The following is a 15,083-nucleotide window of genomic DNA, read 5'->3' on the forward strand; positions in this document are numbered from 1 at the left end:
TGGCCTACCCTGTGCCGGGTGAGCACCCCGTCCGGCGGTGGGTACCACATCACCGTGCGGGCCGCCGACGACCGAGAGATGCCCACGCCCACCGCCGGCACCCGGACCATCCCGGGGCCCCGGAGGCGCCGGGCGCACCGGCTCGTGCCCGCCCTCCTCACCCTCGCGCCCGTCCGCCCGGCCGGGTCCGGACCCGGCCAGGCGGACGCCGTCCCGGCCGCGCCTCCCGCCGGCGCCCGCGCCGCCCGCCCGCTCCGCTCGGTGGCGCTCCCCTCCGTGACCGCGGCGGTCGTCCTGGCCCTGGCCGGCTGCGGCGTGCTGATCCTCCACCTGGTCCGCCGCCAGACCGGCACCGCCGGGCTGCTGGTCGGCCTCGGGCTGGCGATGGTCCCGCTGCCCTTCGTGCTCGGCGGACTCGCCTGGCTCAACCAGACCGCCCGGGTGCCGCTGCGGTACACCGTCTTCTGCCTCGGCTGGGGCACCTGCGCCGCCACCACCGTGGCGATCCTCGCCAACGGCTGGGCCAACAGCCTCCTGACCGCCCACCGGGGCAGCCTCGGCGAGGCGCTGGGCGCCGACCTGGTCACCCCGGTGATCGAGGAGAGCGCGAAGGGCGCCGCCCTGCTCGTCCTGCTGCTGCCGCTCGGCCGGCGGCTGCGCTGCGCCGCCCGGCGCGACGGCCGTCCCGGCCCGGGCGCACCGTGGCGCTCCCCCGGCCCCCGGCGGCCCCGCGGGTACGAGCGCCGGCTCGCCCTGCCGCACGCGCGCGGCCGACTGCGGCTGCGCCCCTACCTGCGCCCGCTGCCCCACCCGCGCCCCGGACCGCTCCCGGGCACCGGCGCACGCGCGGCGCACGCCGACCACCGGCGCGCCCGCTCCCGGCCGCGCGCCCTGGCCGCCGGGGTGGTGCTCGGCGGGATCACCGCCTGCGGCTTCGCCTTCACCGAGAACGCGCTCTACCTCGGGCGGGCGTTCACCGACGACCAGCAGCAGCGGCTGGACAGCATCGGCCTCGGCGAGCCGCCGAGCCTGCGGGACTTCGACAGCACCGTGCAGACCTTCGTGCTGCGCGGCCTGCTCTCGCCGTTCGCCCACCCGCTGTTCACCGCCCTGACCGGACTGGGCCTGGCGCTGGCCCTCACCACCGGGCGCCGCTGGCTGGCCCGGCTGGCGGCGCCGGCCGGGCTCGTCCTGGCGATGGCCCTGCACGGCACCTGGAACGCCGCGGCCGACCTCGGCACGCACGGCTTCCTGCTGGTCTACGCGGTGCTGATGGTGCCGTGCTTCGCCGCGCTGGTCGGTTTCGCCGCCTGGGCCCGGATCCGGGCCGGACGGCACCGCGTGCGGGGGCCGTCGCGAGGGCGCTGAGCCGGGGGCGCCGACGGGTGCCGCCCGGGTGCCTGGGGGACGGATGTGGAACCGATTTCCCATTCGGGCGACTTCCCCGTATGGTTGTGTTCACCGACGCGGGGTGGAGCAGCTCGGTAGCTCGCTGGGCTCATAACCCAGAGGTCGCAGGTTCAAATCCTGTCCCCGCTACTCAGTAGCCGAAGGCCCGGAGGATTCTTCCTCCGGGCCTTCGTCATGCCCGGCGACGTCGGGGCGGCACGGTCCCGCCACGAAGCTGTAACGGCGCGGCGCGTCAAGATCAATCGAATGGTCTTTCGATCATACTGAGTGGCAAAGTCACCCGTTCGGATGCGCACCGTCGCTCCGGGTTAGGAACCGCTCATGCTGTCGAAGCGCCTTGCCGGCACCGCCGCGATCTGTCTGCTGCTCGCGGCCGGGGCGACCGCCTGCGGTGACGACAAGGTCTCCGCCGCGAAGCTGGACACCGCCAAGCTCAGCGCCGAGGAGATCCAGAAGAAGGCCAAGGACGCCCTGGCCGGCGCCACCTCGGTCAAGGTCGCCGGCTCGATCGACAACGGCGCCGCGAAGATGACCGTCGACCTCGCGGTCGACACCCAGGGCCGCTGCCAGGGCAGCATCACCATGCCCGGGATGGGCAAGTTCGAGCTGCTGGGCGACGGCAAGCAGGTCTACCTGAAGCCCGACGCCGAGTTCGTGGCCAACGTCGCCGGCGGCGGCGCGGACGGCGCCAAGGCCGCCGAGCTCCTCAAGGGCCGCTACATCGCGGGCGTGCAGGACGACCCCGAGATGAAGGAGCTCACCACCGCCTGCAGCCTCAAGGACCTCACCAAGAGCTTCCTCGACGACAGCAAGGCCACCAACCTCACCAAGGGCGAGGCCGGCACCGTCAACGGGGCCAAGACCTTCAGCATCAAGTCGAAGAACAGCGGCGGTGACGAGATCGTCGTGCACGTCGCCACCGAGGGCACCCCGTACGCGCTGCGGGTCGAGAAGACCGGCAAGGAGGGCGGGAAGATGGACTTCACCGACATCAACAAGCCGCTGACCGTCCAGGCCCCGCCGGCCGACCAGGTCATCGACTACGCGAAGTTCAAGGACGCCGCCAAGCCCGCCTGATCCGGCGGCCGGAAGGGCCCCGGATTAAATGCGTTGCCCTCCTCCCGACGGCCTGCCTAAGGTGGCGGCACACTGAAGGGAGGTGATCCTGAATTGAGTTCCATCAGGATGCGTGAGGTGGCTGCTCGCTAGAGCCGCCCCTGCCTGCGCAGGGTGGGACCCCAGGTCCCCGGCAGGCGAAATTCCAGCAGTCACCCGGCCCGCGGGCTCACCGGTACATCCCCGGTGCCTCGGCGCCCGGCCCCTGGTAGTGGGCCCGGCGATCGAGGAGCAGCCCGCGGGCCGTCTGCGTTCCCGGAGCTTCCGGCGCTCCGGGATTCCCGGAGGGGTCCGTCCGGGTGTGCTCGCGGCCCCCGCCGGGCATCACGCCCTCGGCGTCGGGGGCATCCCCGCTAGAGTCGGCGCGCGCTCCGCAGGGATGGGGTGCGGGCACTGGGGGTGGTGGGCGATGGCGACGGGCGATCGGCGGACCGGCGGCGCGGCGGCCGTACGGACGGCACAGCGGGCGGCGGCGGGGATGCTGCCGGGCTCGGGACTGCTGGGCCTGCTGCTGTTCTCCCTGGGCCGGCCGCACCCCTGGCAGGCGCTGGGCGGCGGACTGGTGGTTGCCTGCGCGGCGACGCTGGTCGGCGGTGCGCTGGGGTTCCTGTTCGGGGTCCCCCGGGTGCGCGGCGGCGCGGGCGGCACGGGCGGCGCGCCGGACGCCGGGGGCGGTGAACCGCACGGCTCGTACGCGCCGAACACCAATCTGGAGCAGGTCTCGGACTGGCTCACCAAGGTGCTGCTGGGCGTCGGTCTGACCCAGCTCGGCTCGCTCGGCGAGCGGCTCGACCAGCTCGGCACCACACTCGCCCCGGCGCTGGGCGGGGGCGCGGGCACCGCGCCGTTCGCGGCCTCGTTGGTCCTCTACTTCGTACTGCTCGGCTTCCTGGCGGGCTGGCTGCTGACCCGGCTGGCGCTGCCGCGGGTGCTCTCCGACGCCGACCGGGCGCTGGACCTCTTCCTCGCCGGGCAGGACCGGGACCGCAAGGGCGACAAGGTCGGCGCCGACGACCTGCGGATGCGGGCGATGCAGCACCTGGGCCTGGTCGGCGCGAGCGACGGGAAGCCGGACGGTCTGCCCGGCTCGCTGCTGGCGGTGGACCGGGCGGCCGGCGCGGAACGGGTGGTGGCCGAGGTGCGGTCGACGGCCCGGCGGTCGGCGCTGACCTCCGCCCAGGTGCGGGAGCTGTTCGCGGACGGCTCGGAGGGCCGGCGGATCCAGGCGCTCGCCCTGATGCAGGGCGATCCGGCGCTGGCCGACCTGCCGAGCGTGCTGGAGGCGATCGAGCACCCGCGCTCCGGTTTCGAGCAGTACCACGCGCTGCTGGCGGCCCGCGGACTGATGTCCCGGCTGCCGGCCGAGGAGGCGCGGCGGCTGCGGGACGCGGTGGCGGGACGGCTGATGGCACCGGACGGGATCCCGTACGGCTCGGACCGCAGCTGGCTGGCGGAGAAGATCCTGTCGGGCCTGGACGCGCCGGCGTTCCTGCCGCAGCAGCAACAGGGCGGAACCGGCCCGTCCCAGGCTCCGGCTCCGTCCCCGGCCCCGGCCCCGGCCCCGAGGCCGACGGCGGGCCCGGGCAGCCGGGACGGCGCCTAGAGGACGAACCGGAGTTCGGGCCGGTCCCAGCCGATCGGCGGCCGGGCCGGGAAGGTGCCGACCCGTTCGGCGCCCATCCGCCGGTAGAAGGCCTCGGCGGGCGGGTGGGAGACCACCCGGATGCCGCCGGTGACGCCGACGGCGCGGGCGCGGTCGAGCAGGTGGGTGATCAGCCGGCGGCCGACGCCGAGGCCCTGCGCCTCGTCGGCGACGAACATGAGGTCGAGGTCGGCCGGGTCGGTGACCAGCGCGTAGAAGCCCAGCAGGTGGTCGTCGGCGGCGCGGACGGCGAGGTGGACCTCGTGCCGGGCCAGGTACTCGGGCGTCACCCGGTAGCCGGCGATCATCGGTGCGTACGCGCCGCGGTAGGCGGAGCAGTCCTGGATCAGCGCGGTGAGCCGCTCGGCGTCCGAGGCCGCGGCCGGCTTGATCGACATCTCGGTCATGACCGATGAGTATAGGGGCATATACGAGGTTCACCTATTACCGATGGCGGCCGACCCGGCGGAGGACGAGCACCCGGCGGGCCCGGTCGCCCCGGTCGGTGGGCGGCAGGACGCGGATCTCGCTGGCGATCCGGCACTCGCCGAGCGCGAACCGGACGACGTCCAGACCGGTGCTGCGGTGGCCCTCGCCGTCGTTCAGCGGGTGGATCCGGACCTCGCCGCCGGGGGCGGTGACCCGGACCAGCTCGGCCAGGGCGGCCAGCCGCCGCTCCGGCCCGAACAGCTCGGGGTAGGCGAAGACCAGGTAGCCGCTCAGGGTGAGGGCGAAGGTGCCGTCCGCGAACGGCAGCCGGGGCAGCGCGGCGGCGACGTACTGGCCGGGGTGGGCGGCGCGGTCGGCGGCGAAGAGCCGGCGGGCCCGGTCCCAGCCGCGCAGGTAGCGCTCGGGCCGGCGCTGCCGGCGGGCCGGGTAGAGATCGGGCCGGGCCGCCATCGCCGCGGCCATCGCGGCCCGGGCGGCCAGCGCCCGGGCGGTGATCTCCCCGGTCGGGAAGGCGTACACCGGATCGGCGGCGACGACCCGGCAGCCGAGCGGACGGGCCTCGGCGACCAGCGCGGCGGCGCCGCCGGGGCAGTCGAGCAGCGGCCCCGGCAGGGCGGCGATCCCGGCGCGGGTGAGGCCGAACAGCTCGCAGTACTCGTCCAGCGAGCGGGAGGTGACCAGGGGGGCGACGGGTGGAGCCGGGGCGCGGGCGGTTCGGTCGGCCATCGCGGCCATCCGACCACGCGCCCCGGCGGCCCGCACCCGGAGGAATCCGGGCGGGGCCGCCGGGGCGCGTGGTCGGGACCGGAGCCGGGGCGCGGTGCCGGGGTCGGGGTCAGCGGCCGAGCAGGCCGCGGGCGGCGAAGCGGTTGACGTTGGTCAGGCCGCGCACGAGCTGCGGGGTCACGAAGACGAACAGCAGCCCGAGCAGGCAGACCCCGGCGATCTGCAGCGGCGACTCGACGTAGTAGACGTGCCGGACGCCCTCGTCGTTGGTGTAGTCGAAGAACCGGTAGCCGGGCCAGTCCACGTAGCGCGGGAAGACCCAGTGGTACAGCGGGTAGAAGGCGAGCGTCCAACCGACGCAGAGGAAGACCAGCGACAGCGTCATGCTGAGGATCGCCCAGGGGAACATCACCACCTGGTACAGCACGGCCTTCCATCCGGCCGCGTCCACGAGGCGGGCGGTGATCGCGCCCCAGACGCCCGGCCGGGCGGCGCGGACCGGCTCCGGAGCGGCCACGTCCAGGGCGAGCAGGCTGCGCGCCCTGGCGCGCTCCAGCCCGCCGAAGCCCCGGGCCGAGGCGGTCAGCGCGGCCAGCACCGGCAGGCCGAGCACGGTGACGAAGGTGCCGATGCCCAGGGAGAACAGCACGACGGCGACGGTGAAGCCGAAGATCGCCACCGGCAGGCCGGTCAGCGTGTAGCCGACCTCGCGGTAGAAGTAGGAGGTGAACGGGGCCCGCCAGGCGTACGGCGGCTCCTCGGTGCGGCGGGTGACGGCGTGGCTCTCGCGGCCGTCGTACGCGTCGTACTCGCTGCGCTGCATGCTGTGGGTGCTCATGGCCGGTCTCGGTCCCTCGGGTCGGTCGCGGTTCGGGCTCTGGGGGTCTCTCCTGCTGACTCCTCAAGCCTGTCAAAGCGCGCCCGGGCGGGACATCCGGCTCCCCGGCCAACCGGGGGTGGGGTTATCCCCCCTGAACGACGTTCCCGGCCGCCGGGTTCCCGGCGGGGGCGTCGTCGGCGAGGAGCGCGTACTGGTAGGCGTCGCGCCAGCCGTCGTGGCGCCGGTAGTCGTGCCGGACCCGGCCCTCCAGCCGGAAGCCCGCCCTGGTCAGCACCCGGATCGAGGCGCTGTTGTCGACGTCCACGCGGGCCTCCAGCCGGTGCAGGCCGAGCGGTCCGAAGGCGAGGTCGCGCAGCAGTCCGACCACCTCGCCCGCGTAGCCGAGCCCCCAGACCTCGCGGCGCAGGGCGTAGCCGAGCTGGGCGGCACGGTGCGGGACGAGGCCGAGCGCGGCATTGCCGATCGGGACGGCGCGGGCCGGGTCGTCGGCGTCGGCGAGCCGGGTGACGGCCAGCCGGTAGACCTCGCGGGGCTCCCTCTCCGCCTCCTCGACGAACTGGGCGACCTGGTCGGCACAGGTGTCCAGGTCGCGCGGCGCGAACGGCAGGTAGCGGGTGGCCTCCGGGTCGCCGAACACCGCGTGCAGCGCGTCCACGTCCTCGGGGGTGTGGTGGAACTCGCGGACGGCCAGCCGGGCCCCGGTGAGTCGGACGGGAACCATGGCTCCCGACCCTACCGCCGACCAGCGGTTACGGTTCCTGGTTATGGAAGACGAAGACCTGCGGCTCGCCCCGCGCACCAAGGCCGCCGAACTGCTCGCCTGGGCGGAGGCGGACGGCCGCGAGCCGGTCGCCGAGGCCCCGCTGCGGGCGGTGCTGGCGCTGCTGGAGCTGGGCGGCGGCAGGATGCACGACGGCTGGCCCGAACTGACCTCCGCCGCGGTGGAGCACCTGCTGTACGAGCGCCTCCACCTGTACGTCCAGCCGGAGCCGGGACAGGATCCGCTGGCGTACGGCGCGGCGGTGCGGCTGCTGGTCGACCACCAGCGGGCCGCGAAGCGGCTGAACGCCAAGCGGCAGGAGCGGCTGCACGCCGAGGCCGAGTGGCAGGGCGAGCTGGCGGCCGGGCTGCTGCGCCGGGCGGACCTGGTGACCTGGCCCCGGCTGTACACCCTGCTGCTGCGCGCGGCCGGGGTGGACACCGGCGACGAGGCGGCGGTGCGGGCCTGGCTGGAGGGGTTCCGGGAGCTGCCGCAGGAGGAGCGCTCGGCGGCGTTCGCGGCGCTGGAGGCGGACGGCGTGCTGGACCCGGTGGACGACGGGGGCTGGGACGGCGGGGCCCGGCCGCTGGCCGTCGGGATGGCCACCGACGGCGCGCGGCGGCTGCTGGAGCAGGGGCTGATGCGGCGCAGCTACCGGAACCTGGCGGAGCTGACGGCGCTGGGCCGGCCGATGCCGGACGAGCTGGCCGGGGACTTCGGGGCGTTCGAGGAGGCCGCGGTCGAGGTGGCGCTGGAGCTGGCCGGGGCGTGGACGGTGCCGGGGCTGCCGCGGCTGCTGGTGGACGGGTTCCCGGAGCTGGCGCCGGAGCCGGGGCAGGCGGAGATCGACGCCTACCTGGCGTCGCTGGAGCCGGACGCGGACGCGGAGGAGTACGGGGACGAGCACACGGACGAGTACCCGGACACGCCCGGGGACGAGGCGTAGCGACGCGCGAGGGCCCCGGCCGTGCGGCCGGGGCCCTCGTGGTCCGCGGGGAGCGTCAGGGGGTGACGCCGCGCTGCTCGAACCAGCTCTCCGGGTCGACGGGGGCGCCGCCGCCGGGGCGGACCTCGACGTGCAGGTGGGCGCCGGTGACGTTGCCGGTGGCGCCGACCTTGCCGATCTGCTGGCCGGGGACGACCTTGCCGGAGCCCTTGATGATCGAGGAGAGGTGGCAGTACCAGATCTCGGTGCCGTCGGGCAGGGTCTCGACGATCCGGTAGCCGTAGGCGCCGGCCCAGCCGGCCGAGGTGATGGTGCCCTGGCCGACCGCGTAGACGGGCTCGCCCTGGTCCGCGGCGAAGTCGAGGCCGGTGTGCAGGTGGGCCCAGTAGCGGGCGCTCTGGCCGTAGTGGGCGGAGAGCCGGTAGTCCTTCACCGGCAGCTTGATCTCGGCGAGCTTGGCCTTCTCGGCCTCCTCGGCGGCGCGCTTGGCCTGCTCCTGCTGGGCGATCTGGGCGGCCCGCTTGGCCTCGGCCTCCTGGGCGGCCTGGACGCGGGCGGTCTCCTCGGCCGCGGTGCGCTGGCTGTCCGCCTGCTGCTGGATGCGGGCGGCGAGGGCGAGGCCGGGGTCGGCGGAGAGCGCGACCGGCAGCTCGTCGGGTGCCTCGACGGCCGGCGCGGCGGCCGGGGTGGCGGAGGCGAAGCCGGTGGCGCCCAGGGTGGCGGCGACGGCGGTGACGCCGAGCAGCGGAGCGGTGCCGCGGCCCTGACGGGGCATCCGGTGCCGGCTGGTCTCCGCCGCCGGCGGGGCGGTCTCGTCGGCGGGGCCGCCGAACGGGCCGTGCCCGGCGAAGGGGCCCGGGTGATCGAGCAGCTGGGTGCCGGCCGAGGAACCGGACGGGTGTGCCGGAGTGTGCGTCGACGCCACGGAGGCGCGCTCCTTTCCTTCCTTCGCGCCTACCGGGTTAGCTGACGGGTTCGGAGCAGGAAGGTCTCCTACGGCTGGGCCTGGACTGGCCAGGGCCTGGCCGATTCACCCCAAGGAACGTGGTTCCCCGGCTCCCTGGCCTGCCCGGAGGCCGGCCGGCGGGATTAGGCGACGGCGCACGGTGCCGTCTGGGTACGGCGTTGCGGACCGCGCTGCGTTATCAAACGTTAATCCGAGAGCCCCCCGATTCCAAGCCATCCGTTGGTGACGACGGGATACGGATCGGGCACCACGCGGCCCGATGGGCGTTTTGGGGCGTTTGATGACATCTGACACTACCGAACGTGTCGGGACGTCAACGAACGGGCCCTCACTTGAGTACGCCTACTCATGTGCGACCGGGCCGGGCGCGGCCATCCTGGCGCCCATGAGCGCACCGATGCAGTCCCGCACCACGGCCGCGTACCACCTCCAGGCCGTGCTGTCCTTCGCCCTCTCCGGCACCGCCGTCGGCGCCGGGATCGCCTTCCTCCCGGTGGAGCCGTGGACCCGGGCGTTCCTCGCCCTCGGCCTGCTCTACACGATCACCTCGACCTTCACCCTCGCCAAGGTGGTCCGGGACCGGCAGGAGACCTCCGAGCTGGTGACCCGGGTCGACCAGGCGCGGCTCGACAAGCTGCTGACCGAGCACGACCCGTTCAAGGTGGAGGGGGTCTGACCGGACCCGGACGGGAGCAGCCCCGGCGGGGGCGACACCGACGGCTTGACGGCTAAGGCTATTAGCCTTAGCTTTATGGCTATCGGCACTCGCCGACGATCCCGCCGGCCCAGGAGGCTCCCCATGAACGGCACCACCGCTCCCGCCACCCGCCACCTCGACCTGCCCGGCGGCCGGATCGCCTTCGACGACACCGGCCACGGCGAGGGCGCCCCCGTCGTACTGCTCCCCGGGATGCTCGACAGCCGGGCCGCCTACCGGCACCTGCGCCCGCTGCTGGCCGCGGCCGGCCGCCGGGTGATCACCATGGACCTGCGCGGCTTCGGGGAGTCCTCGATCCTCTGGGACGACTACTCCCCCGCCGCGATCGCCGGCGACGTCCTCGCCCTGCTGGACCACCTGGGCATCGACCGGGCCGTGCTGGCGGGCAACTCGTACACCGGCGCCAGCGTCGTCAAGGCCGCCGGGGACGCCCCCGAGCGGGTGGCCGGCGTCGTCCTGCTGGACGCCTTCGTCGAGAACGTGCCTCCCGGCGCGCTGCAGCGCCTGGTGGTCGGCGCGATGGGCGCGCTGCTGGTGCACTCGCCCGCGTTCTGGGGCCTCTACCACCGCAAGGCGGCCTACCCGGGGCCCAAGCCGGCCGACCACGAGGAGTACGTGGCCGGGCTGGTCGCCGCGATGCGCGCCCCCGGCCGGAAGACCGCCACCCGCGGCTACGTGCGCGGCGACTCCTCGCCCGCCGGCTGGACCGCCGCCGTGCGCTGCCCGGCGCTGGTCGTGATGGGCTCGAAGGACCCCGACTTCGGGAAGCCGGAGCTGGTCGCCGACCGGCAGGCCGCCGCGCTGAACGCGCGCAAGGTGATGATCGAGGGCGCCGGGCACTACCCGATGGCCGACCACCCGCGGGCCACCGCCGATGCCCTGCTGTCCTTCCTGGCCGACCTGGCCTGACCGTCCCCGCCGGCCCCGCCCCCCCTTCAGCTAGGAGACCCGCAGTGCCCCGAGTCGGACTGACCCCCGAGCAGGTCGTCGGCCACGCCCTCGCCCTCATCGACGAGCAGGGCCCGGAGGCCCTCACCCTGGCCGCCGTGGCCGCCCGCGCCGGGGTCGCCACCCCCTCGCTGTACAAGCACGTCAGCGGCGGCCTGACCGAACTGCGCCGGCTGGTGGCCGTCCGGGTGACCGAGGAGCTGGCCGACCGGCTCGCCGAGGCCGCGCTCGGCCGCAGCGGGGACGCCGCGGTCGCCGCCGTCCTGCGGGCGTACCACGCGTACGCCACCGAGCACCCGCACCGCTACGCCGCCCTGCCGCAGGCGCCGCAGCCCGACGAGGACCTGGCCGCGGCGGCCGGCCGACTGGTCGGGGTGATCGTCGCGGTGCTGCGCGGGTACGGGCTGGAGGGCTCCGAGGCGATCCACGCCGCCCGCACCTTCCGCTCGCTGGCCCACGGCTTCGCCGCGCTGTCGACCGGCGGCGCCTTCCAGCTCGCCGAGGACCTCGGGGAGACCCAGGACCGCATGATCACCGTGCTGACCGCCGGACTGCGCGACTGGCCCCGCCCCTGAGCGGCGCCGGCCGGGGCCGGGGAACGACGAAGGGCCCGGAGCGGGAACGCTCCGGGCCCTTCGCGGTGGTGTGGGGCTAACAGGACTTGAACCTGTGGCCTCTTCCTTATCAGGGAAGCGCTCTAACCGTCTGAGCTATAGCCCCGTACCGCGCACGCCCCGCCGGTGCGGCGGAACGTCGTACGGAGAAGGGTACCGGACCCGGAGCGGGTGCCCGCACACCGGGCGAGCGGGTGCCCCGGGAGTCGTCGTTCGCCCCACGCCTCACCCGCTTAAGAAATAAGGTATTAAGAATTAACCGCCCCATAAGGAACCGGAGAGGCCGGCCGTCCCGTGGACCCGCGCAGCAGCCCCACCGCGCGCAGTGCCATGCGCTGCGTCCGCTTATTGCTCGGCTGCACCAGCGCCGCCGAACTGCTCGGCACCGTGCTCGCCGAGGGCCCGGGCTGGATCACCGGCGAGGGCTCGGCCCTCTACCTGCTGGACCCCGGCGGCATGCTCCGGCTCACCGCCTCGCACGGCCTGCCCGACTGGGCCCACGAGCGCTACAGCGTGGTCGACCCGGCCGGCGAGCTGCCCGCCGCGATGGCGCTGAAGCTGCGCCGCCCCTATCTGCTGAGCCCCGAACGCACCAGCGTCGACTACCCGAACCGGAACGCCGGGATGGGCACCGGAATGGTCGCCGTGGTCGCCCTGCCGATGATCGTCGACGAGCGGCCGATCGGCGTCCTCGCCCTCGCGCTCGCCCACCGGGGCACCGTCCCGCGCCGCGACCTGGACGTGCTGGAGACCCTCGCGGACGCCTGCGCGCACCGGCTGGCGTACCTGCTGGAGCACGCCGGAGCGCCCCTCGCCCCGCGGAACGGCGGTGCCGCGCCGAACGGGGTGCGCCCCGGGCCCGGCCCGGGCGGCGACCCGGCCGCCGGGACGGCCCACCCGCTGCTCTCGCTCGCCGTCCGCGCCGCCGGGCACGGCGCCTTCGAACGCGACCTGGTCACCGGCGAGACCTACTGGGACGCCCAGGCGCTCCGGCTGGTCGGCCGGCCCGCACCGCACGGCGGACCGGCCCCCGCGCCCGACCTCGACCTCGTCGTCCACCCCGAGGACCTGCCGGACGTCCAGGCCGCGCTCGCCGAGGCGCTCGCCACCGGCGGGCCCTACCGGATCCGCTACCGGGTGCCCCGCCGGGGCGGCGGGGTGATCCGGATCGAGGAGACCGGCGAGGTCATGCTGGACGTGCACCGCCGACCGGTCCGGATCTCCGGGCTGATCGCCGACCTCGACCACGGCCGCGCCCCCGGCGGGCACCCGGACGCCGGCCGCCTCGTACGGACCGCCCGGGACACCGAGGCGGCCGCCGGCGGGACCTCCGCCGCCGGGGCCCGCTCGGCGCTGCTGCTGGCGCTCACCGGGGCGCTGTCCCGGGCCGTCACCGTCCGGGACGTCACCACCGCCGTGACCGACGTCGCCCGGCCCGCGTTCGGGGCGGCCAGCATCGTGCTGGACCTGGTCGACGAGGGCCGGCTGCTGCCCGTCGCGCACACCGTCTACGGCGGGCCCCGGCGCACCGAGCTGACCCGGCTGGCGGACCTGTCGGAGGGCGTGATGCAGCGCGCGCTGGCCCGTTCCACCCCGCTGTTCAGCGAGCCGGCCCGGCGCGGGCGCAGACGCGGGCGGGCGCGGGACCACGAGCGGCCGCCGGAGGCGGGGACCGCGGGCGGCCCGCTCGCCCCGGCCGCGTGGGCGGTGCTGCCGCTGGTGGCCTCCGGCCGGCAGGTCGGCTCCTGTCTGATCACCTTCGGCACCGAGCGGGTCTTCAGCCGGGAGGACCGCACCCTCTACTCCGCCTTCGCGGGCATCCTCGCGCAGTCCCTGGAACGGGCCCGGCTCTACGACACCCACCACCACCGGGCCACCGAGCTGCAGCGCGCGATGCTGCCGCGCACCCTGCCCCGGCTGCCCGGGATCGCCACCGCCGCCCGCTACCTGCCGAGCACCGAGGGCATGCAGATCGGCGGCGACTGGTACGACCTGCTGGAGCTGCCGGACGGCCGGATCGGTCTGGTGATCGGGGACGTCCAGGGCCACAACGCCGAGGCCACCGCCGTGATGGGCCAGCTGCGCAGCGGCCTGCGCGCCTACGCGACCGACGGGCACGACCCGGCCGCCACGCTGGCCCGCACCAGCCGGCTGCTCGCCGAGCTGGACACCGAGCTGTTCGCCACCTGCCTCTACCTGACCCTCGACCCGGCCGACGGCACCCTGCGGGCCGCCCGCGCCGGGCACCCGGCCCCGGTCCGGGTCTCCGAGGACGCCCGGGCGGTGGAGCTGGAACTGCCCGGCGGCCCGCCCCTGGGGGTGGCCCCGGACCGGCCGTACCCGCTGGTGGTGGAGCACCTGACGCCCGGCGAGACGCTGCTCGTCTACACCGACGGCCTGGTGGAGGACCGCGAGGAGGACTACGACGAATCGGTGCAGCGGATGCTCGGCGGGCTGGAGCTGTGGGCGCGCAACGCCGGTTCGGTGCGGCTGGAGCCCGGTCCGGCGTTGGAACGATTGGCCGATCTGCTGACCCTGAACGTCACCGAACGGCGTTCGCGTCCGGACGATGTCGCGTTGCTCCTGTTGCACAGGTTGTCCACTGTGCACTAGCGGGACCGGTGGTGCACCGATCGGAGGTCCACGGACCGTCCGATCGGGTCCGAAGCAGTACGGATTGGCGCGGTATTGACAGGATATAGGCGAGATCCGGTCACTTGGCGAGATCCGGTCACACCTTCGTAGGATCATCACCCTAGAATTCGCCGCGTGACGATGACTCAGTGGTGCGCAACGGCAACAGGCGTGCTCGCCGTCCTCGCCCTCGTGGTCGCCGCCCGCTACCGCGCGGTCGCCGCCGCCCAGCGCCGCCGGGCCGATGACCAGCAGCGCGAGATCGCCGCCCTCCGGGACCGGCTCACCGCCGAACTCTCCCGCCGCAGCGCCGAACTGGCCGCCGTCCAGCACGAACAGGAGCTCACCGCCTCGACCCAGCGGGCCTTCCTCAGCGTGGCCCGCCGGATCCTCGTGATGGCGCACGACCAGCAGGCCCTGCTGGACGAGATGGAGCGCACCCACGACGACCCGGCCCTGCTGGAGGGCCTGCTCAAGGCCGACCACGCCGCCGCCCAACAGGCCCGGCTCGCCCAGACGCTGGCCGTGCTCTGCGGTGCCCGGGCCGGGCGGCACTGGCCCGAGCCGGTCTCGCTGGAGGACGTCGTGCGCGGCGCCCAGTCGCGCATCCTGCCCTTCCAGCGGGTGATGATCCGCAGCCGGATCGAGACCGCGGTGATCGGCGCGGCCGCCGAGGCGCTGATCCACGCGGTGGCCGAGCTGCTGGACAACGCCACCCGCTACTCCCCGCCCAGCACCCAGGTGTTCGTCACCCTGATGCCCGTGCACAACGGCGCCGTGATCGAGATCGACGACGGCGGCGTCGGCATGCCCGAGCAGGCGGTGGAGAAGGCCTCCGCCGCCCTCGCCGGCGGCTCCACGGTGGAGATCTCCCGCCTCGGCGAGGTGCCGCAGCTCGGCCTGGCGGCCGTCGGCCGGCTCGCCGAGCAGTACGGGTTCCGGGTCACCCTCAGCTCCGCGCCCTCGCCGTACGGCGGGGTGCGGGTCGTGGTCCTGCTGCCGAACGCGCTGCTCACCGAACCGCTGCCGCCGACCGTGCCGGGCCTCGGCGTGGAGGACGCGGTGTTCGGCGGCGGCCCGCGCCGCGGCGGCCCGCCGCCGGCCGGGACGGGCCGGGGCACCGGGTACGGAGCGGCGCGGCCCGGCCAGGGCGCGGCGAGCCCGTACGACCCGGCCCAGGCGTCCGGCTACCCGCCGGTCTACCCCTCGCCCTCCGGCTACCCGCCGGCCGCCGCCCCGCCCGCCGCTTCCGCTCCGTTCACCCCGCCCGCCCCGCCCGCCGCGGGCCCGGCGGGCGGCCCTGCGGCGGGC

14 protein-coding genes, 2 tRNA genes and 1 riboswitch are annotated in these 15,083 nt (G+C 75.1%); of the genes, 10 read left to right on the plus strand and 6 right to left on the minus strand.

What is annotated here, in order from left to right; genetic code table 11:
- The first annotated feature begins 18 nt into the window (after positions 1-18).
- From ACFVFS_RS34760 to ACFVFS_RS34775, 4 genes are all read left to right on the plus strand, one after another.
- Positions 19-1,368, plus strand: coding sequence for a PrsW family intramembrane metalloprotease (locus tag ACFVFS_RS34760; protein ID WP_380628874.1), 1,350 nt, complete (start codon positions 19-21; stop codon positions 1,366-1,368).
- Between the two features lie 97 nt (positions 1,369-1,465).
- Positions 1,466-1,539: transfer RNA gene (locus ACFVFS_RS34765), tRNA-Met, on the plus strand.
- A 192-nt stretch (positions 1,540-1,731) separates the two neighbouring features.
- On the plus strand, positions 1,732-2,487 hold the full coding sequence (locus ACFVFS_RS34770) for a hypothetical protein (RefSeq protein ID WP_380628875.1): 756 nt from the start codon (positions 1,732-1,734) through the stop codon (positions 2,485-2,487).
- Between the two features lie 448 nt (positions 2,488-2,935).
- Complete coding sequence (locus ACFVFS_RS34775; protein ID WP_380628876.1) at positions 2,936-4,129, plus strand: hypothetical protein; 1,194 nt, start codon at positions 2,936-2,938, stop codon at positions 4,127-4,129.
- Here the strand turns inward: ACFVFS_RS34775 and ACFVFS_RS34780 are convergent.
- From ACFVFS_RS34780 to ACFVFS_RS34795, 4 genes are all read right to left on the minus strand, one after another.
- Entirely contained in the window at positions 4,126-4,575 is a 450-nt protein-coding gene (locus ACFVFS_RS34780) for a GNAT family N-acetyltransferase (RefSeq protein ID WP_380628877.1), read from the minus strand. The two genes, ACFVFS_RS34775 and ACFVFS_RS34780, sit on opposite strands and share 4 nt — an antisense overlap.
- 37 nt (positions 4,576-4,612) lie before the next feature.
- Entirely contained in the window at positions 4,613-5,344 is a 732-nt protein-coding gene (locus ACFVFS_RS34785; protein WP_380628878.1) for a class I SAM-dependent methyltransferase, read from the minus strand.
- Between the two features lie 109 nt (positions 5,345-5,453).
- Positions 5,454-6,182 (minus strand): sensor domain-containing protein, encoded by a 729-nt coding sequence (locus tag ACFVFS_RS34790; RefSeq protein WP_380628879.1) that lies wholly within the window; start codon positions 6,180-6,182, stop codon positions 5,454-5,456.
- 124 nt (positions 6,183-6,306) lie between these two features.
- Positions 6,307-6,906, minus strand: coding sequence for a GNAT family N-acetyltransferase (locus ACFVFS_RS34795; RefSeq protein WP_380628880.1), 600 nt, complete (start codon positions 6,904-6,906; stop codon positions 6,307-6,309).
- A gap of 43 nt (positions 6,907-6,949) precedes the next feature.
- Between ACFVFS_RS34795 and ACFVFS_RS34800 the strand changes: the two genes are divergently transcribed.
- Complete coding sequence (locus ACFVFS_RS34800) at positions 6,950-7,891, plus strand: hypothetical protein (protein ID WP_380628881.1); 942 nt, start codon at positions 6,950-6,952, stop codon at positions 7,889-7,891.
- A gap of 55 nt (positions 7,892-7,946) precedes the next feature.
- On the opposite strand, the gene ACFVFS_RS34805 is transcribed toward ACFVFS_RS34800, so the two are convergent.
- Complete coding sequence (locus ACFVFS_RS34805) at positions 7,947-8,816, minus strand: M23 family metallopeptidase (protein ID WP_380628882.1); 870 nt, start codon at positions 8,814-8,816, stop codon at positions 7,947-7,949.
- A 12-nt stretch (positions 8,817-8,828) separates the two neighbouring features.
- Positions 8,829-8,997: riboswitch (cyclic di-AMP (ydaO/yuaA leader) on the minus strand.
- 246 nt (positions 8,998-9,243) lie between these two features.
- Here ACFVFS_RS34805 and ACFVFS_RS34810 point away from each other — a divergent pair.
- The 3 genes from ACFVFS_RS34810 (at position 9,244) to ACFVFS_RS34820 (ending at position 11,099) form a co-directional block, all read left to right on the plus strand.
- Positions 9,244-9,534: a YiaA/YiaB family inner membrane protein gene (locus ACFVFS_RS34810; protein ID WP_380628883.1), complete on the plus strand. Its 291-nt coding sequence runs from the start codon at positions 9,244-9,246 to the stop codon at positions 9,532-9,534.
- Between the two features lie 123 nt (positions 9,535-9,657).
- Entirely contained in the window at positions 9,658-10,485 is an 828-nt protein-coding gene (locus ACFVFS_RS34815) for an alpha/beta fold hydrolase (RefSeq protein ID WP_380628884.1), read from the plus strand.
- Between the two features lie 44 nt (positions 10,486-10,529).
- The gene (locus tag ACFVFS_RS34820) at positions 10,530-11,099 is read left to right on the plus strand and encodes a TetR/AcrR family transcriptional regulator (RefSeq protein WP_380628885.1); all 570 of its coding nucleotides are present in this window, start codon (positions 10,530-10,532) and stop codon (positions 11,097-11,099) included.
- Between the two features lie 71 nt (positions 11,100-11,170).
- On the opposite strand, the gene ACFVFS_RS34825 is transcribed toward ACFVFS_RS34820, so the two are convergent.
- Positions 11,171-11,244 (minus strand) — tRNA-Ile (locus ACFVFS_RS34825).
- Positions 11,245-11,432: 188 nt separating this feature from the next.
- Between ACFVFS_RS34825 and ACFVFS_RS34830 the strand changes: the two genes are divergently transcribed.
- The gene (locus ACFVFS_RS34830) at positions 11,433-13,751 is read left to right on the plus strand and encodes a SpoIIE family protein phosphatase (RefSeq protein WP_380628886.1); all 2,319 of its coding nucleotides are present in this window, start codon (positions 11,433-11,435) and stop codon (positions 13,749-13,751) included.
- Positions 13,752-13,913: 162 nt separating this feature from the next.
- Positions 13,914-15,083 (plus strand): sensor histidine kinase (locus tag ACFVFS_RS34835; protein WP_380628887.1); only part of this gene is annotated, 1,170 nt, incomplete at its 3' end.

The organism is Kitasatospora sp. NPDC057692 (genome assembly GCF_042799475.1).
Lineage (GTDB): Bacteria > Actinomycetota > Actinomycetes > Streptomycetales > Streptomycetaceae > Kitasatospora.